The sequence below is a fragment of the Phycisphaeraceae bacterium genome, from assembly GCA_019636795.1.
Taxonomy (GTDB): Bacteria; Planctomycetota; Phycisphaerae; order Phycisphaerales; family UBA1924; genus JAHBWW01.
On sequence record JAHBWW010000002.1, the window covers coordinates 24,263 to 49,908 of the forward strand.

Consider the following 25,646-nt stretch of genomic DNA (forward strand, 5'->3'; position numbering starts at 1 on the left):
AAAGCAGTCGCTATTTTTAGCCCATGGATGCATTCATGGCGCATAATCGAATCACTAACTGGATTTCTGATTGAAATGAGCAGACTATTTAGCCTATGGATCGAAATCCACGACATGGCGTAATCAAGCGGCTCCAAGCCGAGATGCCCCGGGGCCGCCCTTTCGACGTGGCAAGCCTCACCACGCTCGGCGTCACCCCTCAGTTGGCGGCACGCTACGCCAAGCACGGATGGCTCGAACGGCTCGGCCAAGGCGTGTACAGCTTCCCGGGCGACGAGTTGACCCGGGACGGTTGCGTCCTGCTCCTCCAGCAACGGGTGGAGGGGTTGCACGTTGGGGGCAAGAGCGCGCTCGCGCTGCACGCCGTCCGCCACAATCTCGCGGTGCGAGACACGCTTGTCCTTTGGGGCGACCAGCGGTTCGTGCTGCCGAAGTGGTTCACGTCCCGGTTCCCGTCCCGCTACCTCTCCGCCAAGCTGTTCGAGTGGACCGATGCAAAGCTCGCGACCGCAACGCTGTCGTCGCCGGCCGGTGCCACCGACGGACTTCTCGCCTCGACTCCTGAGCGAGCCGCGCTGGAGATGCTCTACGAGGTGGGAACGAACCAGGGCCTGGAAGAAGCCCGCAATCTTTTCGAGGGTCTCCGCAACCTGCGCAAGGACGTGGCCGGGCGTCTGCTCGCGTCCTGCACGAGCGTGAAAGCAGTTCGACTCTTCCTGACCTGGTCACGGCAAACCAACGTGCTGGACGTCGATACGCTGCGTGAACGCTACCGGCTGCGGGTCGGAAGTGAGAAGCGCTGGATGGCCCGCCTCAAAGATGGAACGCTCCTTACCCTGAAGCAGTATGGATAAGTCATACGCCAACACTGTCCGACTCCTCCTCACCGTCGCTCCGGATGTCTTCCGGAACCCGGCGTTCGCCATGAAGGGCGGCACGGCGATCAACATGTTCGTGCGGGACATGCCGCGGCTCTCGGTCGACATCGACGTCGTCTACACCCCGTGGGGCGTGCAGCGGGACTCGGCCCTTGCCGCGATCACGGCCGAGCTCGCCGCTATCCGTACGCGGCTGGAACACATCGGTCTCAGTGTCGAGACCGTCGGGAACACCGACACCGGGGACCGGACGCTCCTGGTCACCAGCGGCGTCAGCATGGTGAAGATCGAGGTCAACGTCGTCTTCCGAGGCACCCTCCTCCCGGCGCAGAAACGCCCGTTGGTGACGAGCGCCGCGGACATGTTCGCCGCAGAACTGGAACTGCCCGTCCTGGCCATCGACGAGCTGTACGGGAGCAAGCTGGTCGCGGCGATGGACCGGCAGCACCCACGGGACCTCTTCGACGTGTGGGAGATGGACAATGCCGGCGGACTCACCGACGAGATGGTCGAGTGCTTCGTGACGTACCTGGCCGGGCACAATCGCCCGACGCACGAAGTGCTCTTCGGGAGTCAGAAGGACATCGCACAGGTGTACCGCACCACGTTCGTCGGGATGACCACCGAGGACGTGAAGCTCGAAACACTTCTGGAGACCCGCGACCGACTGTTCAAGGATCTCCCGAAGAAGCTCAAGGCCAACCACCGGCAGCTCCTCATCGGTCTGGCTCGTGCCGAACCCGACTGGACGTTGCTCAAGTGCCCGCACGCCGCGAGTCTGCCGGCGCTCCAGTGGAAGCTGCTCAACCTGCAGAAGCTCAAGAAAGCCAATCCAGAGAAGCTTGAGGGACAGGCCAAAGCCCTTGAACAGAAGCTGGTGTGAGAGGAACTCATGATCATCTCCGACGAGAATGGGTTGCCCGAATCCGCCGACGCGGCAAGCAAGATCGTCGAGACGCTCGCGAAGCATCAAACCGAGACCTATCGCCGCCAAAGCCGCGAGCTGGTGAGCCACTTCTACCGAGAGCGGTCGGTCGTTGAGGGGTACCGTGGTCGGCAACTGCTTGAGTTGCTGCAGAACGGCGACGATGCCGGGAGTGACGGTGGCGACGCTCGTTTGCTGATCGACCTCGTGGGAGACCGGCTGGTGGTGGCCAACACCGGCATCCCCTTCTCGAAGCGTGGCCTCGAATCCCTCGTTATCAGCGACTGCAGCCCGAAGCGACTCGACCGCAACCGGTTCATCGGGTGCAAGGGTCTGGGATTCCGGTCGGTTCTCACGTGGACCGACCGCCCGCTGATCTCCAGCGGAACGCTGCGCGTGGCGTTCGACCTGGAACGAGCGGGCTCGACCGTTCAAGGCCTCGCTGAGTCCGACCCCGCCCTCGCGCAGACCATCGATGAAGTCGTCGCCGCCGAAGGACGCCCGCCTATCCCGATCATGCGTTTCCCCTTCGTTCCGGACGAGCGTGACCCGGACCTTCAGCTGGCCGGCACCTATCACGCGCGGGGGTACGCCACGGTCATCGTGCTTCCCCTCCGAGCCTCGCCCGACGGAACCGGCCCACTCCACGAAGCGACAGCGCAGATGCAGGCCTTGCCCACCGAGAGCCTCTTGTTCTGCCGGCACTTGTCCGAAGTCATCCTCAACGGACCGGTGGTTCGACGCTGGGAGTTCTTGCGCCAGCAGCTCAATCCCGAGGCCATGCGCCTCATGATCGACGAGGATGGCGTCAGCCGCATGTGGACGGTGTACAGCCGCCAGGGAACGCTCGCCCCGGAAGCGGGCGTCGCGGAGCCGGTCTCCAAGCGGGAATACCAGACCGCGGTCGCGGTGCCCGAACATCCAGAGCCCGCTGAAGCCCGGACTCTGTGCGTGTTCTTCCCCACGCAGGACACACTGCCGCTCTCCGTGGTGCTCCATGCCACGCTGGAGCTCGGCGATGACCGCAATCGCGTCCATGACAACTCGAAGAACCGGAAGGTGCTTGCCGCTCTTGCCGTTCATTTTGCGGACATTGTCGCGCAGGAAGCCAGCGAAGAAGACCCGCAGCGCGCGCTCCGGCTGCTCCAGGGCCTTGAGCGAGCCGACGGCGAACTCGTCAGACTTGGTTTCGTGGAGGCGACGGTCCAAGCGGTGAGAACCAAGGTCGTGTTCCCCTGGCTCGATGGATCGCTGGGAGTGGCGGAACGCTCCCATCGCATGCCCAATGACGCGTGGCGGGCCGTCCTCGGTGCTGAGCATTTTGCCGATGTCCTCGATGTCCGCGCCGACGACAAGCTGGTCGACCTGCTCAAACTCTTCGGGATCGGATGGTTCGAGCCTGAGGAGATTCTTCGCCGGCTTCGATTGCAGGCCGCAGGGATGGTGCCCCTTAAGCTCGGCGAGTTGGTCGGTCGACTCGTCGCGGGTGAACGACTTGGCTCATTCCCAGTTCATTCGTTGATCCTCGACGCCTCCGGTCAGCTCAGCGAAGCAGAATCCCCCTGCTTCTTTGCGCCCGCTTTGGCTCTCCCGCCGCTGCCCGACTGGGCTCGCGACATTCGATTCCTTCACGCCGAGTTCCAGAAAGGTCTCCAGGATGGTTCGAAGACGACCAACCTCCGCAGCCTCTCCACTCTGCTCGACCGCCGCCAATCCAAGATTGAAGAGTACCGACTGGACACCGTAACGCGTGCGCTGGTCCAACGAGTGCACGACGGGAACCAGGACCTCCGGCCAGGCCGCGTGCGTGAGTTGCTGCCATGGCTGTACACCGCTTTCAACGGCTCGCCTCCACCGTCAAGCCAGGTAGCTGTCCCGGTGCTGGACCAGAAGGAAGCACTCCGACGCCCCGATGAGTGCTACTTCGGGCCAGACTTTCCGGCCGGAGAGCTTCTATCGCGGCTCTATGCGGGCATCGACGGCGTCGGGTTCCTCGCGTCGCCTTCGCGATTGGGCCTCGACGCCCTGCCGCTCTCCGGGGTTGAGGCATTCCTCCGCTCGCTTGGAGTCGATGACGTCCCGCGCGCGAAACCGTTGCCCTATCCCGCATCCCAGACGTTCGCGACGCACGTGCTGGAGTCGGTGGACTACCCGGCCACGGTGCGAGGACATCTCTGTGAGAGCAGTGCCGAAGCCAAGCGACACTGCCGGGACTACGGCATTGACAGCCTCATGGTGCCCGAGCACTGGCTTCAGATGCTGGCGCAGGCCGACGCGACCACGCTCATGTCGTACTTGCTGGGACCCGGAAATCACTTCGTAGCCGCGGACTTTGACCCTCGTGCGCAGTTCGCGGCCCGCGTCAACTCGGAACAAAAGCAATGGGCCGACCCTTCGCTCCGGGTCCCCAATGCGGTGTTGCACTACCTGCGTACCACCCCTTGGGTGCCGTGCGATGATGGACAGAAGCACACACCCTCCGAGGTCATTCTGAGCGCCACGGGCAGCCGCGTGCTCCAGGGCCTGTACTTCCGACCGGCGTTGCGCGTGGATGACCCGGATATTCTGGCGGTCGGGGGGCGCAAAGCGATCAACGGGCTCCTGACGCGGCTAGGGTCCATCGCGTCTCTGGACGCCATCGACCCTGAAGCGCTGTACGACCTGTTGCGGCGTCTCCCGGGCCAGGACCCCGACGGCAAGCATGCTCCGGGCATATATCGCACGCTGATCGAATCCGGCGTGCAGTCCGAGGAAGGTCCGTCTCGCAACAAGTTCATCCAGACCGGCAGCGTCTGGTCCAAACACGATGGCACTGAACAGTACCTGCCCGTGCAGACGGTTCGCTACAACGCGAACATCACCATTCCCCCGCTGGTCGAGCGATATCTCAAACTGGCCGACATCCCGAAGCGGAAGAGCACAAAGCAGGTGCAACAGCTCTTCGGTGTGGACCCTTTGTCGTCGACGGATGTGCGGATTGACGTGGTGCCGGAGGGCACGGATTACGACCCTTCCAGCGAGGATGCGAACGCCCACTTCCGCGATGCAGTGCCGTACATCTACGCCCTGCGCCTCGCGCGCAAGCTCGACGAAGACGGAAGAGAACGCAACCAGCTCGCTCGGGCACGCCTCCTGCTCTGCACGCGGGTATGTGTCAACGCCATGCTGCCGGGAGCAGATGTTCGCTCCATCGACCTGACCGTCCGCGGCGACGCCATCCTCGTCAAAGACTCTCTATACGTTGTTGGGGACTACGACCGGAACGCAGCCACCCTGGTCCGTTTCTGGCAAGGCGTCGCGAATCTTGTTGCCGAGCTGCTGGGCACCGACGTCGCCGCGGAAGCCGCGAACGTCCTCAGGTGTCGCAACACTTCCGAGATGGAGGACGTGGTTCGCGGCCTTCTACCCGACAAGGCCGACGATGTCCTCACTGAGGCGAGGGAACGCTTTCTCCGCGAAGATGGCCATGACGATGAGCGGGAGCATCCTGTGCCGCCACCCGCGAAAGACGAGCCTGAACCAGCCGCTGATGAGCCGCCCGCCGGCGAAGCAGGAAAGTCTTCGCCCGCGGGAGGCGGTGCCCAGCCGCAACCGGAACCGCCAAAGCCCACGTCCTTCGACCCAACCACCGGCCCCGAGAAACGGCGGAGGATCAAGCGCAAGCTCGTCATCGCCCCGTCACCAAGACTCCCATCGGACCGTGCACGCGGCCCCCTCGCAACGGAGCACGATACGTTCCCAGTCGTCGAGGCGTACGAGGAGCTGGCCGAGCCGCCAAGGTTCCCGATCCGCGTGAGCCACATCCGCGGCACTCAGGCGTTCGGGTGCGACCTCCTCTCTCTGCGCACCCACGATGCCCGCGTCCGAGCCAGGGAAGAAGGCGTGGTCGTCGAAGCGGACATCCTGCGCTTCATCGAGGTAAAAGGAAGCAGTTCCAGGACGGGCCCGCTCGAACTCACGGACAACGAGTACGACAAAGCACAGGCCGAGTGCGAACGCTACTTCATCTACCGTGTATTCCGTGACCCTACAGACCCGTACCGATTCGAGGTTGCGATTCTGCAAGACCCCGTGCACTCGAAGGCCATCCGCAACATCCTTCGGTTTGACTTGGCCGAAGAATCGGGAGCTGCGTGGTTCACCATGAACAACGAGGCCGAGGAAGAGTAAGCCGCGTCCGGCGACACCGATGGTTCCACGTGACGCGTCCCCGCCGTGTGTCCGCGTAGGCAAGCCGGTGGGGCCCCTTCGAGGCGACGATACCAGCGCATGCGCCCAAGTCTGAGCGAAGAGTCCATCTGGTCGGATTGAGTGTGCTCAAGCTGTCGTAGGCTGTGAATCAGGACCCCTCGGACTCTGACCCATCCGGCAAGGGGCTTGTGTTGAGGCAGCGCTCGGCACAGTCTCTCCCGGCTCGGGCCTCGAATCGGGGGTGCCTGTGACCCCGACGACGATGCCCGTGCCGGCGAACCCACAAGAGACCACCCAACGAGCACGTCCGGGGGTGGAGTCGATGGGTCTGGAGCGCTTCGAGGCGACCACCTCCGTTGCCCGGGTTGGGAGCTGCCGTGCCTCACCGGGCCTTACGATGCTGCGATTCACAAAGAGAACCGACCGGGAGTCCCTATGGCCGAGCCAACCATCAGCTGCCCAAATTGCGGCACAGAGATTCCCCTGACGGAGTCCCTCGCGGCGCCGATGCTCGCCGTCGTCCGGAAGCAGTACGAGGACCGGCTTCACGCCAAAGACGCGGAGATTTCCAAGCGGGAGGCATCGCTCCGCGACCGGCAGGCTGCCGTCGCCAAGGCTGAGGCCGCCGTCGATGAGCAGGTGGAAGCCAAACTCCGCACCGAGCGAGCGGCCATCGCGGTCGAGGAGGCCAAGAAGGCCAGATTGGCGCTGGAATCGGACCTCTCCGGCAAGGACAGCCTCATTGCGGACCTCGGTGAGACGGTCAAGACGCTCAACGCCAAACTCACAACGGCACAGAAGGCGGAGGCCGACCTTGTCCGCAAACAGCGTGAACTGGACGATGCCAAGCGCGAGATGGACCTCACCATCGAGAAGCGCATCACGGAGGGCCTCGGCGCGGTCGAGTCCAAGGCCCGGCAGCGGGCCGACGACGAGAACCGTCTGAAGATGGCCGAGAAGGACAAGCTCATCGCCGACGCCCAGCGTCAGGTCGAGGAGATGAAGCGGAAGATGGAGCAAGGATCGCAGCAGCTCCAAGGGGAAGTGCAGGAGCTGGAACTGGAAGCCATTCTCCGCGATAAGTTCCCCCGCGACACTATTGAGCCCGTTCCCAAAGGACAGCACGGCGGCGATGCGCTGCACCGCGTCTTTGGGGCGACGGGGCAGGCTTGTGGCACGATCCTCTGGGAATCGAAGCGGACCAAGAACTGGTCGGACAGCTGGCTTAGCAAACTCCGTGAAGACCAACGTGCCGCCAAGGCCGAGATCGCGATCATCGTCACCCAGGTGCTCCCGAAAGGAGTCGAGACGTTTGACCAGATTGACGGGGTCTGGGTCACCTCCCCACGATGTGTCGTCCCCGTCGTCATAGCACTCCGGCACTCACTGGTCGAGATCGCCGCGGCCCGACAGGCCGGCGAAGGGCAGCAGACGAAAATGGAGTTGGTCTACCAATACCTCACCGGTCCCCGCTTCCGCCACCGCATTCAGGCCATCGTCGAGAAGTTCAGCGATATGCAGGAAGATCTGGAGAAGGAGCGAAAGGTGATGACCAAGCAGTGGGCCAAGTGTGAAGAGCAGATCCGCGGCGTGATCGAGTCCACGGCGGGCATGTACGGCGACCTTCAAGGCATCGCGGGCAAGACGCTCCTGGAGATCGATGGGTTGGACGTCAAGATGCTCGAAGCGAGCCATGATTAGCACGGAACACTGCCACTCAGAAAGCCTGATCGCATGCACCTCTCCTCTGTCGAAATCAAGAACTTCCGGTCACTCAAGGACATCCGGGTTGACTTTCAACCTGGCCTCAACGTACTCGTTGGCAGGAACAACACGGGCAAGACGAATCTGATACAGGCAATCCGGCATGCGCTCGGCCCCTCGGCTTCGCGCGGCGACGCTCTTTGGCTCGACCGTGACGACTTTTTCCGCGGCTCGGCGACGGCAGAGCCAGAATCCACGATGTCTGTGAGCCTCACTTTTTCGGGCTTGACCGAGAATCAAAGAACTCACTTCTACGAAATCGTCGACTTTGACGTTGCGAACCTCGACAGTTCGAAGGCGCTCATTCGGTTTGAAGCGTCTTGGCCAAAGGGCAAGAGACAAGCCACGATCAAACGGACTGGCGGTCCCTCCGTCGCCGAGCCCCCCGAGGTGCCGACCGCACTGCTCGAATCACTGCCGATCACGTTTCTCCCCGCACTCCGCAATGCGGAGGAATGCCTCGCACCCGGATACCGTAGCCGACTGGCCTTGCTCCTCCGCGAAATGGCCGATCGAGCAGGCAAGAACACCGAAGCCGAGATCATGGCCATCTACACCGCCGCCAATACGGCATTGGAGGCGCATGCACTCGTAAGCGGCACTACCAGTTCGCTGCAGACGACCACGCAGAAAATCGCGGGCACCGACCATGTGGGCTCAACGATCAACGCTGCTGCCGCTGAGTTCGAGAAGATCCTCCGAACGCTGCAAGTCCAGATGAAGGGGGCACCGATCGGTTCGTTGTCGGCGAATGGCCTCGGCCTCAACAATCTGCTCTACATCGCCGTGGTGCTCGAACACCTCAAGCAGGACATCCCGAACGAGTGCCCACTCCTTCTCGTCGAAGAGCCCGAGGCTCACCTTCACCCCCAGCTAACGATGCTCCTCGCCGAATACCTGTCGAACACAACCCCAGGCGCCAAGGCCCCGCAAACGCTTGTGACGACCCACTCGCCAACCCTCGCGGCCAGCGTGCCCCCGAATCGGATCCATGTCGTCTTCACCGATCATCAAGCGAAGAAGCCGTGCTGCCACAGTGTGGCGGCGGCGGGAATGGATGAACCGTCGCAGGCCGAACTGCAGCGGATGATGGACATCACGCGGGCCACGCTCTACTTCGCGAAGGGCGTGATTCTGGTTGAGGGCATCTCCGAATCTCTACTTATCCCGGTCTTGGCAAGACGACTCGGACACGACCTGTCAAAAGAGCACGTCTCCGTCATTCCGATTTGCGGCGTGGCGTTCGAGACATTCAAGAAACTGCTTGACCCGGCGGTGCTCGGCATTCCAGCCGCGATCGTGAGCGACGCCGACCCGACTGTCGCTCGCGGTGCGAGTTGGGACACCGACACACCACAGGCGGAAGGAACCGGTTTCAAGCTGTGCGACCGGATGAACAAGTTGATCGGTCTGTTCAACGGACATGCCACGGTCAGAGTTTTCCACTCCAAACTGACGCTTGAGTACGACCTTGCAGATGCAGGAGACGAAAACGCAGCGGTCATGGCGGCCGCCTGGGAGTCCTGCTTCGTCGGTACGCCCGGCACCTTCAATGCTGCCAAGGTGGCGGGTGCCGGACCCAATAGAGCGGACAAGGCGCTCGCCGCGTGGCGCGGCATTTGCCGCGCCGACCATTCCGGTAGCAAGGCGGAATTCGCGCATCGGTTGTCCGCGAAGCTTGGCGCGAAGGATGCAAATGGCCAGCCCACGGATGCCTTTGCCGTTCCCGAGTACCTCAAGCTTGCCATTGAATACGTAGTCACAGCACTCCGATCGCCCGCGGCGACCGTGGGAGCGGTCGCTCAATGAGAACGCCCACTCCGGAGCAACTGGCCGTTCTCAACGATCCGGGCCTGGTGCGTGTCGTGCGAGCGTCTCCGGGCAGTGGAAAAACCGTACTCGTTGGGATGCTGATCCGCAAGGAGCTGGAGAACTGGCCGAGAGTGCCCGGCGGTATCGCCGCTCTTTCCTTCACGCGGGTCGGGGGCCAAGAGATTCGGAAGGAACTCGGCTACGACCTTGGCCACCCACACTTTGTCGGGACGATTGACGCCTTTCTCTTCAGATACGTTCTGCGTCCATTTGTGCGGCAGGTCCACCCGACATGGAAACCACCGCGATTGATCCCGGCAGAATGGTCTCCCAAGCACTGGGGTAAGAGGCTGGGAGGAGCACAATGGGATCACCGCGGGGGTGGTGGGCAGAACGTCAAGAGCTACAACCTCTTTGAGGTGTGCTTCATTGACCAGGATGCCAACGGCCCCGTCCTCGCCCACCCTCGCACTCACCAAGCTGGGCTTGAGCAAGTCACAGCGAACGACCGCGCCGGACTGCTCACCGCCAAACGACAAATGTGGCAACGCCTTGGGTGGTTCACACATGCCGATGCCGCTCTGCTTGCCAGCGAGCTCCTCGATGACGCCAACCACGGAGCCTCCATTCGCGCGACTATACTGCATCGCTTTCCGCTGCTGATTGTCGACGAACTCCAGGACACCGGCTTCTTCCTCGCGAAGTGCGTGCGACTGCTCTTATCGCAGCAGACCGCTCGTGGCATCCTCGTCGGCGATCCAAATCAAGCCATCTATGAGTTCAACGGCGCGCGACCGGCGCTGTTCAATGAGTTTGAACAGATCCCGACGGCAACATCATTGCCGCTTGGCCGAAGCCAGCGCTGCCTTGCGCCAGTCGTGGCTGCCGCGATTCATGTCAAGGAGTCTACAGACGCGTTCAACCCCACTGCCGGTGATGGCGGCCGCGCGATTCTCGTTCGATACGCGGACATGCTGGCGGATATGCCTCGGATCGTTCAAGCTGTCCGAACCGCCAAGCCAACGGCAACCACCAAAATCATCGCGCGGCAGTCCAAGACGGCCGAGGAGTTGACCGCACGATCGGTCAAGGATGCGGGCTCGCTCCATTGCCCTGCCATGACGCACATGTACCGCGCAGTCAGGGCCTTTCGACAGGGGCACAACGTCCAGGGCCTGGCCAATGGCCGTGCCGGCCTCGAACTCGCTGTGTTCGGGTACGAAGGTGTCTCTGATGAGACGCTCGCGGAACACAAAATCGATCCACGCGAGTGGAAGGCGCTCGCTGTCCATTGCCTTCTGCGATCCAATGCTCTTCCGACAACCCTCAACCTCCGCGAATGGCAGACAGCCGCAGGCAGTCTAGTCGATGATGCGATTGCAGCCTTCGGTCTACCGACGTCGTTACCATTCCAGCCGGGCCAGTTCAAACCGAAGAAGCGCACCGGGTGGGACAAGGCTTGCAGCGAGTTCTTGCCCACCGGAGCAGTTGTCGGACCGCTGATCGCAGACGTCCCCGTTCAGACGGTGCACTCGGTGAAGGGCGAAACACACGATGTGACGATCTTCGTGTGTCCTAACCCGTCTACGGTGCCTCGTTGTCCCTCCGTGGTGTGGTGGTCGAACAACCCGGAGCACCGCGAAGAACGCAGGATCGCGTACGTCGCGATGACACGCACGCGAGCCGACCTTGTCGTGTGCGTATCCGATGCTTGCTATCAGCGCCTTGCTCAGACGCAGGCGGCTTTCGTCGGTTCCTTCCAATGCGTGACGGTTGATGAGTTCCTCGTCACCTACGCAGCGGCAGCCACGCCCACCGCACACCTGCCCTAGGTAGTGTGCCTCGTCGGGAACCTCTGAATGTCCACACTACCTGGGGCCCGAAGAACTCGGCGTGGACGCTCGGACTCTGTCAGGAGTTGTTCCTTGGTACCTGTTCAATAGTCATACTGCAGAATAGTTGAGGTGGTATACTCACGCGGTCGCCTCGTACTCATCTGAGCGGGGCCGCCGAGTCAAGCCGGGTCGCGGCATGCCGCCGCCCGCGAAAATTCAGGGAGCCTACTATGGCTGTTTCCGATGCGCAGCGCTCAGCGCTCGTTGAGTTCTTGGTTCATGTAGACGACTTCCGGTCGCACAGAATTCCGGGTCTCACCAATTCAAAAGTTGGTTCCTGCTTCATCCGAGGGGATGAACTCATCAAGCACTTGGACCTCGACAAGTGGCTCGCGGTAAATCCACGCGTGCCTACTCGCAGCGCGAAAGAAGTGCTCACGGGTCACGTCGTTCGCGGCATTCAAGACACGCTTCGCGAGGCGCCTTCCGACTTCGCACTGAAGAACCAAGGGCTCTATCTGCTCGTCGCATCTATTGGCGAATATGAACGCCAGCGAGACGGGGGGCGACTTCGATTCACGATGTTGGATCCATTCTCCCACGGCCTTTGCAATGGTGGTCACACGTATGCGGCAGTCCGCGAATATGCGGAGCGCGCTGAGAATCCACAAACGCTTGAAGAAGTCTGGATCCGCCTGCACTTGTTCGAGGGCATCGATCCCGACAAAGTGCCTGCGATGGCCGAGGGGTTGAACCGAAGTCGTCAGGTTGATGACCCGAGCCTGATGAACCTCGAAGGACAGTTCGCAGACATCCGCAAGACCCTACAGGGGAAGCCGGGTCACAAGGAGATCGCATACAGGCAAGGCGACCCGGGAAACTATTACATCACCGAGATCATTCGGGCGATCATGTTCTTCAACTCCGAGCGGTTCAACGGCAGAAAACATCCCAATACGCTTTATCGCCAGCAGAAGCAGATGCTTGACGCGTTTCGCGACGACGCGGAGAAGCGTCCTTCGCCAATTTCACTGATCGTTCCGCATGTGCATGAAATTCTTGTGTTGATGGATATGATCGCCCAAGCGACACCGGCCGCGTGCAAACGCCTTAAGCCACCGTTTGAGCTTGGCCGCATGAAGGGCGAGAAGTCAGGTGTGCGGGCAGGGTCAGCCGAGCACAAAGACACCCCGCTTTTCTTCCTCGGCACGACGATGGACCACAAGATTCACACCGGCTGGCTGCTTGTCATGCTGGCAGCGTTTCGAGCGAATGTCCGCTGGGACCTTGCTAAAGGAAAGTTCACATGGAAGTCCCCCCTCGAGGAACTCTTGCCGAAGGTCATCGATGGCCTCGTGGCTATCTGCGTGCAGGAATACCGCGACAACAAGTCCAAGCCCGACGAAATTGCAAGAAACCCGGCCGTCTATGACCGTTGCTACAAGGAGATCGAGCTGGAACTTCTACGCTCAGGCATTCGTTGACCACCCAAGGTGATTTAAGCAGTCTAGGCGGGCGCGCGGAACTATCAGGCTGAAGCCGAAGACCGTCTGCGACGAACCCCAACACGCGACAGATTTCGGAGTACCAATTATGCCGCGCATCTTCGACAACATCGAAACCCGTCTTGGTGACGGCCTTCAAGAGGCAGTCGCCACTGCATCGCGAGCCGACTTCTGCGTCGGGTACTTCAACATGCGTGGATGGAAGTTGCTAGACGGCCAGATCGACCACTGGACAGGAAGTGATGACAACTGCTGCCGGCTCTTAGTGGGTATGCATCGCACGCCTGAAGAGGCTATTCGCCTGCTTCACTCGCCGACCCCTGTTGACGAAGTGGTTGACCAAGCCACTGCCAGGTCGCTCCACAAGCAGATCGCCGAGGAGTTTCGCCGGCAACTGGCGAGCGGCGTGCCGTCCAACGAGGATGAACTCGGTCTCCGCCGCCTCGCTGGCCAGCTTCGGTCCCGTCGCGTCAGAACAAAACTCTTCCTCCGGCATCCGCTCCACGCGAAACTCTATCTGTGCTTTCGATCCGATCCCACCAGCCCGTCTATTGGCTTCCTGGGATCCAGCAATCTGACTATGCCTGGCCTCTTAAAACAAGGCGAACTCAACGTAGATGTCCTTGACCACGATGCGTGCGTCAAGCTTGCGAAGTGGTTCGAAGACCGATGGAGCGACCGGTTCTGCATCGATATAAGCAACGAACTCGCCGATATAATCGACCAGAGCTGGGCGACCGAAAAGCAGTTGTCGCCATATCTACTCTACGTGAAGATCGCCTACCACCTGTGCCGCGAAGCACGGGAAGGTGCCACGCTGTTCAACCTCCCCGCAGCATTCCGTGGCTTGCTGTTTGAGTACCAGGCGAAAGCCGTTCAACTCGCGGCCCAGCATCTGAATCGTCGCGGGGGAGTGATCCTTGGAGACGTTGTCGGTCTGGGTAAGACCATGATGGCGTCTGCGTTGGCCAGAATGCTCGAAGACGACCTCGGAGTCGAGACTCTTATCCTCTGCCCCCCAAAGCTGCGCCGCATGTGGGATGACTACCGGCAACGGTTCGGACTGCGTGCGACTATCGTATCGATTGGTCAGACACAGCAACTGCTTCCTGAGCTTCGTCGGCACCGACTTGTCATCATCGATGAGAGCCACAATCTTCGGAATCGCCAGGGAAGCCGCTACCTCGCGATTCGAGAATACCTGGCCCAGAACGAGGCCAAAGTCATCATGCTCTCTGCGACTCCTTACAACAAGTCATACTCGGACCTAGCCAGCCAGCTTCGCCTCTTTGTTGAACCGGACCAGGCGCTCCCATGTCAGCCCGAACGGTATGTCCAGGAAATCGGAGAGACGGAGTTCATCCGTCGCCATCAGTGCAGGCCGAACACATTGGACGGATTCGAGAAAAGCGTCCACGCTGACGACTGGCGCCAGCTCATGCAGATGTACCTGGTGCGCCGCACACGAAGCTTCATACGTCAGCATTACGCGCAGCTCGATACGGACGCTGGTCGTGAGTATCTGACCTTGGCCGATGGTACTCGAAACTACTTCCCCGACCGTGTTCCAAAGGTGGTCAAGTTTGAGTGCCGCGAGAACGACTCGACCGATCAGTACGCCACGCTCTACTCACCAGGTGTGGTCCAGGCACTGAGTACGCTCCACCTACCTCGATACGGTCTCAAAAACTACCTCGCCGACCCTCTTCCGCAGGGGCTAACGGCCGACGAGCAGCGCTCGATTGACGGGCTATCGCGGGCCGGGCAGCGAATGATGGGATTCTGCCGGGTGGGCCTGTTCAAGCGCCTCGAAAGCAGTGGTGGCTCATTCATCTTGTCCCTGGAGCGTCACATCCTGCGCAACGCCCTCGCTCAGCACGCTCTCGACAACGGACTTCCAATTCCAATCGGCAAGTCGGACTTTGGCGAGTTCGACCCGTCGCAATCCGATGGCGACGCAGAACCCTCGCTCTTCGGCACGGACGACGATGAGCCTGTCGAGACTGAACCGATGGACTCAGAGCCCAGGCATCCGACTCGCGACTTCATCCGGGCAAAGGCGGCGGAGCTGTACGCCCTTTATCGCGATCGGTATGCCTCTCGGTTTCGTTGGCTCCCCTCATCGATCTTCACCGAAGACCTCAAGGAGCATCTCCGCCAAGACAGTGACCGCTTGCTCGCAATCTGCGACGAGGTTGGCCCGTGGCAGCACACAAGTGATGCCAAACTGAACGCACTCTTCGAGTTGCTTCGGACCACACATGCCACCGAGAAAGTGCTCGTGTTCACGCAGTATGCCGACACAGCGGACTACCTCGTGCGAGAGCTCTCTCGACGTGGCATCGCCGATGTCTCTGCGGCCACGGGCAACAGTTCAGATGACCCTACGTCCCTTGCCTATCGCTTCAGCCCACGCAGCAACCAGCGGCGTCCTGGCCATGATGGCTCCGAACTACGCATCCTCATTGCTACCGATGTGCTAAGCGAGGGCCAGAATCTGCAAGACGCGCACGTTGTCGTGAACTACGACCTGCCTTGGGCCATCATCCGGCTCATCCAGCGTGCTGGGCGCGTAGACCGAATTGGCCAGCAGTCGCCGATCATCCTCTGCTACAGCTTCCTCCCGGCCGAGGGCGTGGACACAATCATCCGTCTGAGAACGCGCATTCGTGCCCGATTGCGTCAGAACGCGGAAGTCGTCGGAACTGACGAGGCATTCTTCGAGGACGAAGCCCCCGAGACCGTGATTCGCGATCTCTACAACGAGCGGTCAGGCGTATTGAATGATGCCGATGGCGGTGAGACAGACCTGGCATCGTACGCGTATGGCATCTGGAAGGACGCCAAAGAGCAAGATCCATCACTTGAGCGAATCATCCCGTCGCTGCCGGACGTCGTCTACACCGCGAAGACGTTTCCATCGGATTTAATGGGGCCTGGCGCGATCGTCTACATCCGTACCGGCGACGACATTGACGCCTTAGCGCGATTGAACACCGACGGCAAGATCGTGAGTATGTCGCAGCGGTCAATCCTCGATGCTGCGGCGTGTGATCCGCAGACGTCGCCGGCTCCACGCGGCGATTGGCACCACCAAGTTGTTGCAGTTGGAGCCGCTCACCTGCTCACCGAGCAAAAGCGGATTGGTGGTCAGCTCGGCGGACGCTCGGGAGCACGCTTTCGTGTGTACGACCGACTGAATCGATGGGTACAGGAACAATCGGGCACACTCTTCGTTAGACGAACTTAAGCGGGCCATCGAGGACGTGTACCGGTCGCCTCTTCGACCCGTAGCAACCGAGACGCTGAATCGCCAGCTCAAGAGTGGTATCAGCGATGAAGACCTCGCGCTGCTCGTTGTAGCGATGCGCGCTGAGGGTCGGCTGACTGTACCCGAAGACCAGCGCCGCGATCTCCAGCCCCGATTGATTTGCTCGCTCGGACTCGTTCAAGGATAAGTCGTTGCAGTCAATCCGCGACCATCTTGCCCGGCACGACTTTCGCCTGCTCTTTATCGAAGAGCTAGGGTGGGACGCCGCGTCGGGCGAACTTGCCATTCAAGCCAACGGGACACCGATCTCGGTTAGGCGTGTTTCACACAAGCGCGGATTACAGGTGTTTGTCTGTGAACTGACCGCCGAACAACTCGTCGACCGCAAGTTGCTGCGGACCGTCGAGTCCCAGGTCGTACTTCACGCGGCCGAGCACCTCGTCATCTACTACTCCAAACAACTCGGCCAACAGTGCTGGCAGTGGGCCGCGACTGGACCCTCAGGCAAACGCTTGCGACACCGGGAACACCCGTTTACAAGTCGAATTCCGCCCGACGGCGTTGTGGCCCGGATTCGATCCCTCGCTATCGCATTCGAGCATGAGGACTCGACAAGCCTCACCGATGTTTCCGCTCGGATGAAGGGGTCGTTCGACAACGATGCGGAGTTCTCGACATTCTTCAGCGGTGCGCGGTGGCGGGCGCTTAGCGCGGCGTTGCATCGGAAGTGGACGGAGACCGGATCTGACAACGATCTCAACGCCTTCCTGACCATTCACCTGCCGCTGCTGCCATGGGCGGCAAAGAGGTTTGCGCCGCACCGCTTGGACCATGAGGATGCCGCACAGATCGGGTTCTTCGCGCTACGAAAGGCGGCGCAGAAGTTCAACCCCGACCACGGTGCCCAGTTCTCTACTTACGCATCCCGAGCCTTGATGCAGTGGATCGGGCGTGCTTCGCCTGCAATGACTGACATCGTCAAGTGTCGCAGTGGTCGATTTGCCATCTACCGCCAGTGTGAGCGACGAGCCGACCGACTGGCCGCACAATCCGGAGAGTGGAGAGCCTCGCGTTTCCTTGAGGTGCTGACCTACCGAAGGACGACCCAGAGTGCGAGCTTCTTCCGAGCGATACGCCACATTGACACCCTAGATGACCCGAAGCACCCCTACAGGAGGATGCTGGAGCAGCGTCCTGACCCAGATCCGACGCCTATTGAAAAGATGATCCATGATGAGCGCATCGCCCGCATCCCATTAGTTCTCGCCACGTTGCCAGCACGCGATGCCGCAATACTGCGGAAGCGGTTCGGCCTTGATGGAAGCGGGCAGGAGTCAACTTTGGCAGAAATAGGGAACGCTCATGGCCTGACAAAGGAGCGAGTGCGCCAAGTTCTGATGCGAACCCTAAAGGATCTTCGGTCCTGCTTCGATGAGCCAACCGAACCGGAAGCAACTTACCGGCATCCTCTAGCTCGTAGTCATTGTCTGCCTGACAAGGCCAATCACCGACGTCACGCCGTGACCTCGCCGCAGACCGCTGCCACTTTCCAGACGGAGTCGACACCACGTCAGCCGAATCTCCCAGCGTTCGTTCAGCGACCCACGAGAGCGCTGGCGGCGCGACTGAATGCACCTGCGGTCATCAATGCGAACGCCGAGACGAAGCAAACTGCTGCTTCGACTGGGGTGTCCTTGCAGAGCGAGGGCGGTAGGATGCGCTCTGACCCAGTCCTGGAGCAGATCGAAAGTTCATCGCCGCAGCCATCTCCAGACATTCAACATGTGAAGCGAGCAGTCGCCGAAGCAACTCCTTACGGGGGAGCTCTGGTTTCTGAGATTATCATGACTCTGCGCCTTTCAGGCACGCGAATACGCACGACCCTCCACCATCTCGCTCGCTCCGGCGAAGTCGAGCGCGGCCCTGATCTTCGTTGGAAGCTTGCCGGCGCTGCGCATCGCAGCAAGTAGCCCCCCAAGCCGACCCCTCCGTCCGCGACCGTACGTATTGCGGTCCCGGTTTAACCCCCGTTGTTTGGAACGACCCAATGAGCAGGGATATCCCCACCATGCGAGCATCAACCCCCGTCCTCGATCCAGCGGCCGCTCGCGTGCTCCTCAACGCTCACGACTTCCCGGCACTGTTTCGCGAGCACTTGGGATGGGACCGGCACGACCACACGATAGATATCCCCATCGCGGGAACGACATTCACTCTCTCCGCCATCGCCGAGAAGAAGGGCTTCGCAGTTTTCCTGTGCTCGCCCAACACTCGCGGCCGCGTGCCCGACCGGGCCACCCGCGATGCGATCGAGCGGTCGCTCGCCAAGACCGCCCACGAGCATCTACTCATCTTCGCGGACAAGGACCGCCGCCATCAGGTCTGGATGTGGGTTCGCCGCGTGCCCGGCAAGCCTGCCAGCCAGCGCTCCTACGACTGGTTCAAGGGGCAGACGACCGGCCAGATTCTCCAGCGTGTGCTCCCGACGATGGCGATCGCGTTTGAGGAGGACGACGCCACAACCCTACCGGATGTCCGGGCACGCGTGGCGGTCGCCTTTGATGTCGAGAAGGTCACAAAGAAGTTCTTCGAGCGGTTCCAGAAGGAGCACGCGGCCTTTCACAAGTTCATTGCCGGCATCAAAGTCGTGGCCGACCGCGACTGGTACGCCTCGGTGATGCTCAACCGCTTGATGTTCTGTTACTTCATCCAAAAGAAGGGGCTGCTCGACGGCGACACCGACTACCTCCGCAACCGCCTCGCCAAACTCCAGACCACCAAGGGCAAGGACAAATTCTGGACCTTTTACCAGCACTTCCTGCTCCGGCTGTTCCACGAGGGTCTGAGCACGAAGCCCGCTCAGCGGTCGAAAGACCTCGACGCCCTCATCGGACGCATCCCCTATCTCAACGGTGGACTCTTCGACATCCACGAGATTGAGGAGCGGTACACCGACATCGAGATCCCCGACAAGGCGTTCGAGCAGCTCTTCAAGTTCTTCGACGAGTACCGCTGGCATCTTGACGAGCGCCCGCTTCGCGACAACAACGAGATCAACCCCGATGTTCTCGGTTACATCTTCGAGAAGTACATCAACCAGAAGCAGATGGGGGCGTACTACACCAAGGAAGACATCACCGGGTACATCTCCCAGAACACGATCATCCCCTTCATCCTCGACCAGGCCGCGGCCAACTGCACCATCGCGTTCGTCCCGCCCAACGCTCCGAACGGCGGCGGCTCCGTGTGGCGGCTCCTCCAGACCGACCCCGACCGCTACTTCTACGAGCCCGTCCGCCGCGGCGTCATCGATGATGCTGGCGCTGTCATCTCTCTGCCAAAGGAGATCGCGGCTGGCATTACCGACATCCCCAAGCGCGCCGGCTGGAACAAGCCCGCAGCGGAGCCGTTCGGTTTGCCGACGGAGACCTGGCGTGAGCATGTCGCCCGTCGAGAGCGGTGCCTGGAACTCCGCCGCAAGCTGGCTGCGGGTGAGGTTTCCACCGTCAACGACCTTGTGACGCTCAATCTCGACATTCGCCAGTTCGCCGGCGATGTCATCGACCAGAGCGAGGGGCCGGACCTGCTCCGGGCCGTTTGGAAGGCCGTGGAGTCGGTCACCGTCCTCGACCCCACGTGTGGCTCGGGAGCATTCCTCTTCGCGGCGCTCAGCATTCTGGAGCCTCTCTACGAAGCGTGCCTCGACCGAATGGGCGGTTTTCTCGATTCCCTCGCGCGTGACACGGCCGCGGCCGCCGAGGGCAAGGGACGGGCGCCCGCTCCGGACACGTTCGCGGACTTCAAGCGGATTCTGGACCGCGTGGCGGATCACCCGAACCGCCGCTACTTCATCCTGAAGTCGATCATTGTCAACAATCTCTACGGCGTCGACATCATGGAGGAGGCGTGCGAGATCTGCAAACTGCGGCTCTTCTTGAAGCTCGTAGCCCAGGTTGAAGAGGGTGCGATCGAGAAGATCGAGCCATTGCCGGACATCGACTTCAATATCCGCGCGGGCAACACGCTCGTTGGGTTTGCCACACTGGATGCAGTCCGGAAGTCCATGGAAGGTCGCTTTGATTTCGGCAAGGAGATCGCCCGCATCGAGACCCAGGCCGTTCAGGCCGCCGAGCAGTTCACTTTGTTTCGGCAGATGCAGACCTCTTTGACCACTGACTCCAAGGCGCTGTCGGCAGCCAAGGCAGGTGTGCGGGCTGCCCTCCAGTCCCTCAACGACGAACTCGACAAGTATCTCGCTTCTGAGTATGGAATCGACCCCGCGAAGTCTCGGGTCTTTGCCGCGTGGCAGAAGAATCACGAGCCCTTCCACTGGCTCGTGGACTTCTACGGAATCATGTCCTCAGGCGGCTTCAGCGTGATAGTGGGCAACCCACCGTGGATCGAGTACGCCAAAGTGCGCAAGGTGTATGAGGTACGCGGCTATCAGACCGAGAAGTGCGGCAACCTTCATGCCCTGTGTACGGAGAGGTGCATCGGGCTCTTACGTGATCGGGGCCGTATCAGCTTCATCGTTCAGCTACCGCTCGTGTCGTCCAGCCGCATGCAATCCGCTCGGCGATTGCTTAAGAGGTCAGCATCGATGCTGTGGACTGCGACCTTTGATGATCGACCAGGCAAGCTGTTCGACGGGCTGCAGCACTGCCGAAGCACCATCTTCATCGCGGAACGCACCAACGCGGAGTCTTCAGCGAGGGTCTTCGTTACCCGCTACCACCGCTGGCCGACGAGCAGCAGACCGACACTTTTTCCTCAAGTGCAGTACGTCGAGACACCCAACTCCTTCGGTGTCATCGAGTGCTTTCCAAAGATATCCGGTCCATCCCACCTCGATGTTCTCCGACGACTTCACCGTACCTCGGCACTCGGCCTGGGACACCATGTCTCGAAACGGCCAGATGCGCCATTTGTCTTCTATCAGGAAGCTACCCAGTACTGGGTAAAGGCATCAGTTGGCGTGCCGTACTACAAGAAGAATGGCAAGCGCGGAGCGCCAGCGCACGGGAGATCCATGTCATTCTCGTCTGAACCGAGGGCTTACGCCGCGATGGCCATCATGAACAGCTCGCTCTTCTACTTGTACTACGTGACGTTCAGCGACTGTTTCCACCTTAGCGACACTGTTGCGGCCAGTTTTCCCACAACGACTGCGTTCCTTGACGACCCTGACCTAACGTCCTTGGGTAAGGCGCTGCAGAAGGACATCGCTTCCAATGCAGAGAAGAAGACTATTCATACAAAGAGTGGAGACACCATCGAGTACGCCGAGTTCGCGTGTGTGAAGTCTCGGTCCCTTATCGATGCCATCGATCGTCGCCTTGGTCAGTTATATGATATTCCGCCTGACGAGATTGACACTGTCCTTGGCTTTGATGCGGGAATCCGAAACACTGAGCGTGACGATGGCGAAGAAGCATCAGAGTGAATCGGCGGCGCGTAATCGGTCGGCGCGGCATCAAGAACGTCGAGACGTGCAAGTCGTCAGTATCTCCCAAGCAGGACACCATGATTCAGAACAACCACAAGACGTCTCAACCGCTTTTGAGGCCCTCCTGGAGGAGGTCGAAGCCGAGGTCGATTTCGTGAATACCGTCGGCTCCCGGTCGTTCGAGGGCCGTGACTACGCCCGAGCCAAAGAGGCCCTTGCCCGCGCCGGAGTTCTGCTCGCATTCCGCGACAAGGTATCCGCACTGCGGGCGGAATGGCAGACCATCGCCGCCATCGCCGAGCAGGAAGAGGATGAAGAGACCAAGGCGGAGCGTTGTAATCTCGGCCGGCTCCGCAACGGCCTGCGGACTCCCGAGGCCGCGTACCGCGAGCCCATCCTCCGTGTCCTCCAGAGCATGGGCGGCTCATGCAAGGCCGCCGACGTGCTGGAGAAGGTCGGCCAGATCATGAAGCCCAAGCTCCAGTCCGTGGACTTCGAGCCCCTCGCCTCCGGCCCCGACAATCCACGATGGCGGAATGCCGCCCAGTGGGCGAGGAACGCTATGGTGAAAGAGGGGTTGTTGAAGGGCGACTCGCCGCGTGGGGTATGGGAGATGACGGACATGGGCCAACGCGCTTTGTCCGCCTCCGTTTGACCGGCGTCTAACTGGCCCAATCACTGGAGATCTCAGTTGCCCACAGTTGACGACTTCCTGGCGCGTGGCTTCTTTCCGAGGGAGTTGCCGCCTCCGTTCTCCACCACAACGTTTGCCGCTGCGGTAGCTGCGCACGGACCGCCGCCGAAACCAACGCCGAAGACTTCCAAGCTTTGCATCCACAATCTGGCGAGAGCCGGTTCGCTGAGACGCAAACTCGCGATCCCGAATCCAGTCCACTTCCACCGCATGACCGAGGCAATCGTGACCAACTGGGCGGCGATCGCAGCTCACATCAACGCTTCGACGTATTCGGTCAGCAAACCCACGGCCGCAGGCGTGACGAGGGCCGTTGTTCCAACGGCGATGTTTGACGACATGGAGACCGCACGGCACGCCATCCGCGCCCTTGCCCCCTATGTCGTGCGCAGCGACGTCAGTCAGTTCTACGGCTCGCTCTACACCCACTCTCTGCCCTGGGCCCTCCACACCAAGCCGGTTGGGAAAGCAAATCATGGCCGCACCCTCTTTGGCAATGTGCTTGATGAATGTGCCAGGAACATGCAGGACGGGCAGACCATCGGCGTGCCGATCGGGCCCGACACCTCCCTCGTGCTCGCAGAGATCGTCCTTTCAGCGGTTGACCAAGACGTACTCCGGAGTGCCCCGGGCACGCGAGCCTGTCGCCAGATCGATGACATAGAGATGAGCTCACCCGACCGGTCTTCAGCGGAATGGTTGCTCGGCGTGTTACAGCGGAGTCTGACCACATACGAGCTGTCGCTGAACCCCAAGAAGACCAAGGTCATTGAGCAGCCAAGCCCCTTTGCGGAACCGTGGATTCACGCCCTCAGACGCTTCCGCTTCCGTCGCGGCGCGAGCTCGCAGAAGTTTGACCTGTTGGCTTTCTATGACCTCGTACTCCGTACAGCTGCGGAGTACCCGGATGGCGCCGTAGTGAAGTACTCGATGTCTCGGCTCCGCCCGATCCGCATCGACCCGAGCAACTGGCAGATTCACGAGAGGTTCCTCCACCAGGCGGTACTCGCTGAGCCCGGCGTCATGCCTGAAGCGCTCAGCCAACTTATCCGGTTTCAGGCCCTCGGGATGGTTCTGGATACCGCAGCCCTCTCCACCGTCATCGAAAGGCAAATCGTTCGTCACGCACCCCAAGGGCACGGGAACGACGTCGCTTGGGCGCTGTGGGCCACATTGGCGTTTGGCCTGCGGCTATCTGTAGACGCCACGGACGCGGCCAGAACCATGGACGACTCGGTCGTCGCGATGCTTTTGCTCGACGCAGAGGCCCAATGCTTGCTCCCTGGCCCAATACCGCCGACAGCTTGGGAGGACTTCATGGCCACTTCAGAGCTGTACGGCGAGCAGTGGCTGGTGAGCTACGAGGCCAGGCTGAAGGGGTGGCGTGCGACCAAGGGTGGTGGCGACCACATTGCCGCAGACCCCAACTGGGCCTGGATGCGGGCGAATGGGGTTACGTTCTATCAACCAGTTGTGCGTCCCGTTCCTCCGCCCGTGAGCGCGGTGGCTTCACTCATGGATCGGGATGGGCTCGGCTTCTCCCCTGCTTAGGGCTGTTCGGGTGCGACGTAGCGAAATGGAGTTCGATCGTGTCCACATGCGTGCCGCGGCGATCCAGGATTCGCAGCGCGGTGAATGTGTCCGGAAACAACATCCCCGAAGCACATGGTCCGTCAGATAGTTTCGACGCATTGAAAAGCGGGTGAGCGCTGTCAGGTTCTGGCCGGGCCCCTCCAGCAGATCGAACATCTCGTCGCTGACCCGCGGCGAGTCGCTCACATCCAAGTGCGTGATTCGCTTCACCAACGGTGTGCCCGAGGCCGCGAAGCAGGCCCAGGTCCTCGTCCGAGGTTTCATTCCCGGCCTAGCCGATGCGGTGCAGGCTTGGGAGGGCCCGTTCGCTGTGCGCCTGGTCCATCAATGCCCGGTGATTGAGGCCGCAGAAGCCGAGGTTCAGGGCCTCAAGGTTTATGAGCGCCGAGTCCTCGTGCCGCAGGAACTCGGTCGCGGTGGGGCCGAGATAGTTCTGTGCGACGCAGAGCCTGACGAGATGGCAGAGGCCCGTGCCGCGACTGAGCAGTAGACGGAGTGAGTCGCCGGAGAGCCTGTTGCGACGGAGTTTCAGGTCGTTGAGGATCGGCATCGCTTCGGGCTCGCAGAGCATCCGAACGCCCTCGTCGGTGACCTCCGACCAGCGGACCCACAGCTTCATGAGCCGGCTCAGGTGCAAGCCTGGTCGCGTGATGACCTCGATGCCCGAGTCATCCAGGCACGGCGCATCGACCACCAGCGAACGCAACGCGTCGAGCGGGCGGCCGTGTTGACGCAGCCGATTGCCCGAACGCCCTCATGTTGAGGCCAAGCGTTGCACACCTTCTTCCACCCGAAGCCCAATGAGTTCCGACGACCAACCCCAATGCCAGCAGCCTAATCGACGCACTCGACCTCATGCTCATGCTCGAAACCCTCGGCCACGAGGCGGCGAGGGTCGGAGGGACACATTAGGCTGAGAGGGACCGATCCAACAAAATCTAGCGCTCTGGGCGGGGTTTGAACAAGTTTCCTGATCGAGATAAACGTGTTCAGCCCAATCAAGATCATCCGCACGAAACCCTGACGTGTGGTACCATACCTCCGGCTCGCGTGCTCGGAGGATTCTGCCATGGTCGGGCGTTCAACATCGGGAAGCAAGCGCGGCGAAGCTCGGTCTCGGCCGGCATTTCGCATGTCAACCAACCCGGAGACCGATGCCAAAGGTGCACGACAGGTTGTCGTCGACTTCATGACGTCGATGCTCCTGCACGACATTCTCTTTGGCACCGCTCCCACACCAGGCCCCTGCCTGCACACCACAACTCTGCGGTTTGTTGAAGACTTTTTCGAGCGGATGCAGCCTCGCGACCCGGCTGAAGAACTGCTTGTCTCGCAGATGCTCATGGCTCATGCTCGCACGGTGCGGCTGACCATGATGGCTACGTCAGCCAGCGATCTCGACCACATCCGCATCCTCAACGAGCACGCCGAGCGGGCGAGCAACACGTACCGCCGACTGATGCTGACCTTGACCGACTATCGCCGACCGGCCAAGCAAGGCGACACCATCACCGCCATTCAGCAGGCGAACTTCGCCTCGCAGCAGGTCGTGCTCAACGGGGACAGTCATGGAACGAAAAACACGACGAACGAACAAGGATGCGATGCCGGGCAAGCCGCGTCGCCCGTATCGCTTGAGTCCTCAGGGGCGCGCGTCCTTGCGGAATGCTGCCCTGAGCCGGCGGCCTTGGGAGCACTCGACCGGGCCGAAGTCGGCTGAGGGCAAGGCCAG

At 61.1% G+C, this 25,646-nt stretch carries 15 protein-coding genes; 13 read left to right on the forward strand and 2 right to left on the reverse strand.

What is annotated here, in order from left to right; genetic code table 11:
• Positions 1 to 95 precede the first annotated feature (95 nt).
• The 8 genes from KF757_03275 to KF757_03310 all read left to right on the forward strand — a co-directional run bounded on the left by KF757_03275 (position 96) and on the right by KF757_03310 (position 16,160).
• A complete protein-coding gene (locus KF757_03275) occupies positions 96 to 854 on the forward strand; it encodes a type IV toxin-antitoxin system AbiEi family antitoxin domain-containing protein (GenBank protein ID MBX3321994.1) in 759 nt (252 codons plus the stop codon).
• Positions 847 to 1,761 carry a nucleotidyl transferase AbiEii/AbiGii toxin family protein gene (locus KF757_03280; protein MBX3321995.1) on the forward strand — a complete coding sequence of 305 codons (915 nt, stop codon included), beginning with the start codon at positions 847 to 849 and terminating at the stop codon, positions 1,759 to 1,761. The genes KF757_03275 and KF757_03280 overlap by 8 nt, the downstream gene beginning before the upstream one ends.
• 9 nt (positions 1,762 to 1,770) lie before the next feature.
• Positions 1,771 to 5,973 carry a DUF3883 domain-containing protein gene (locus KF757_03285; GenBank protein ID MBX3321996.1) on the forward strand — a complete coding sequence of 1,401 codons (4,203 nt, stop codon included), beginning with the start codon at positions 1,771 to 1,773 and terminating at the stop codon, positions 5,971 to 5,973.
• A 528-nt stretch (positions 5,974 to 6,501) separates the two neighbouring features.
• A complete protein-coding gene (locus KF757_03290) occupies positions 6,502 to 7,695 on the forward strand; it encodes a DUF2130 domain-containing protein (GenBank protein MBX3321997.1) in 1,194 nt (397 codons plus the stop codon).
• A gap of 33 nt (positions 7,696 to 7,728) precedes the next feature.
• On the forward strand, positions 7,729 to 9,567 hold the full coding sequence (locus tag KF757_03295) for an AAA family ATPase (GenBank protein ID MBX3321998.1): 1,839 nt from the start codon (positions 7,729 to 7,731) through the stop codon (positions 9,565 to 9,567).
• Positions 9,564 to 11,402 (forward strand): ATP-dependent helicase, encoded by a 1,839-nt coding sequence (locus tag KF757_03300; protein MBX3321999.1) that lies wholly within the window; start codon positions 9,564 to 9,566, stop codon positions 11,400 to 11,402. Before KF757_03295 ends, KF757_03300 begins: the two co-directional genes overlap by 4 nt.
• A gap of 233 nt (positions 11,403 to 11,635) precedes the next feature.
• Positions 11,636 to 12,889, forward strand: coding sequence for an AIPR family protein (locus KF757_03305; protein MBX3322000.1), 1,254 nt, complete (start codon positions 11,636 to 11,638; stop codon positions 12,887 to 12,889).
• Between the two features lie 109 nt (positions 12,890 to 12,998).
• Positions 12,999 to 16,160, forward strand: a complete 3,162-nt coding sequence (locus KF757_03310; protein ID MBX3322001.1) for a hypothetical protein — start codon at positions 12,999 to 13,001, stop codon at positions 16,158 to 16,160.
• Here the strand turns inward: KF757_03310 and KF757_03315 are convergent.
• Positions 16,147 to 16,362, reverse strand: coding sequence for a hypothetical protein (locus KF757_03315; protein ID MBX3322002.1), 216 nt, complete (start codon positions 16,360 to 16,362; stop codon positions 16,147 to 16,149). The genes KF757_03310 and KF757_03315 overlap by 14 nt on opposite strands.
• A gap of 10 nt (positions 16,363 to 16,372) precedes the next feature.
• Here KF757_03315 and KF757_03320 point away from each other — a divergent pair, with 10 nt between their 5' ends.
• From KF757_03320 to KF757_03335, 4 genes are all read left to right on the forward strand, one after another.
• On the forward strand, positions 16,373 to 18,151 hold the full coding sequence (locus KF757_03320; protein ID MBX3322003.1) for a sigma-70 family RNA polymerase sigma factor: 1,779 nt from the start codon (positions 16,373 to 16,375) through the stop codon (positions 18,149 to 18,151).
• A 77-nt stretch (positions 18,152 to 18,228) separates the two neighbouring features.
• Positions 18,229 to 21,624, forward strand: a complete 3,396-nt coding sequence (locus tag KF757_03325; protein ID MBX3322004.1) for a hypothetical protein — start codon at positions 18,229 to 18,231, stop codon at positions 21,622 to 21,624.
• Positions 21,602 to 22,282, forward strand: coding sequence for a winged helix-turn-helix domain-containing protein (locus tag KF757_03330; protein MBX3322005.1), 681 nt, complete (start codon positions 21,602 to 21,604; stop codon positions 22,280 to 22,282). Before KF757_03325 ends, KF757_03330 begins: the two co-directional genes overlap by 23 nt.
• A gap of 249 nt (positions 22,283 to 22,531) precedes the next feature.
• Complete coding sequence (locus tag KF757_03335) at positions 22,532 to 23,872, forward strand: RNA-directed DNA polymerase (protein ID MBX3322006.1); 1,341 nt, start codon at positions 22,532 to 22,534, stop codon at positions 23,870 to 23,872.
• Between the two features lie 313 nt (positions 23,873 to 24,185).
• On the opposite strand, the gene KF757_03340 is transcribed toward KF757_03335, so the two are convergent.
• Positions 24,186 to 24,620 carry a hypothetical protein gene (locus KF757_03340; protein MBX3322007.1) on the reverse strand — a complete coding sequence of 145 codons (435 nt, stop codon included), beginning with the start codon at positions 24,618 to 24,620 and terminating at the stop codon, positions 24,186 to 24,188.
• A 363-nt stretch (positions 24,621 to 24,983) separates the two neighbouring features.
• Here KF757_03340 and KF757_03345 point away from each other — a divergent pair, with 363 nt between their 5' ends.
• A complete protein-coding gene (locus tag KF757_03345) occupies positions 24,984 to 25,634 on the forward strand; it encodes a hypothetical protein (GenBank protein MBX3322008.1) in 651 nt (216 codons plus the stop codon).
• Positions 25,635 to 25,646: the final 12 nt, after the last annotated feature.